Source organism: Vibrio sp. 1641 (assembly GCF_033339995.1).
GTDB lineage: Bacteria > Pseudomonadota > Gammaproteobacteria > Enterobacterales > Vibrionaceae > Vibrio > Vibrio alginolyticus.
On sequence record NZ_JAWOVP010000139.1, the window covers coordinates 1 to 748 of the forward strand.

General features: G+C 45.9%; 2 protein-coding genes. One reads left to right on the plus strand and one right to left on the minus strand.

Annotated elements, in window-relative coordinates; all coding sequences use genetic code 11:
• Window positions 1-284, plus strand: a 284-nt coding sequence (locus R7Z47_RS24665; protein ID WP_318130740.1) for a glycoside hydrolase family 2 protein, incomplete at its 5' end; no start/stop codon positions are given.
• Window positions 285-336: 52 nt separating this feature from the next.
• Here the strand turns inward: R7Z47_RS24665 and R7Z47_RS24670 are convergent.
• Window positions 337-748 (minus strand): LuxR C-terminal-related transcriptional regulator (locus tag R7Z47_RS24670; RefSeq protein ID WP_318130741.1); only part of this gene is annotated, 412 nt, incomplete at its 5' end.

Genomic DNA, 748 nt, shown 5'->3' on the forward strand with positions numbered 1-748 from the left:
CGCAAATCGGTGAAGACAGAATAAGCAACACATGGTTTTGCACTCATGAGCTGAAAACTTTGCCGATGGCAAAAGCCAATATTGATGTCTCGATTGAGGGCTGCCAAATTACATTGGTTGCGGATAAGCCTGCTTTCTTTGTGCATGTGGAGTGTGATACCCAAGGTCGTTTTAGTGATTCCAGCCTCACTCTTCTGGCGAACCAGCCTGTAACGATTGAGTTTTTGGGAGACGATCTGGCCGCGATGTCGGCATCATTACGGGTTTACCATTTGATGCAGTAAACACAAACTCAACGTTGAAAGGGGGCTTCCATGCTCCCTTTGTTGTTTCACACTAGAGCAAATTACGTTTTGCCCACGTGATGGCCTGCATGCGGTTTTTGACTTCGAGCTTACGGAAAATACTATAGAGGTGGGATTTAACCGTGTGCTCACTGACAAAGAGCGAGTCGGCAATATCAAGGTTTGAGCCACCCTGACACAGTGCGGAGAGCACTTGCATCTCACGACGGGTCAGTTCCATTTCGAGTTTCGTTTCTAGCTCACCGACGGTATTGTTTAGGCTCAATAGGTGGCCAATCAGTTGATTGAGAATATCGCGAGAGAGCCAATTCTCTCCGTTCAAAATGCCTTTTAGCCCCATCTTTACCTTGTCGAAATCATCCTCAAAATAGAACAAACCTTTCAAGTTGGACAAAGTGAGTAAGCTCTCGATCCTCGGATTGGTTTTTGTGTTGACAAATACA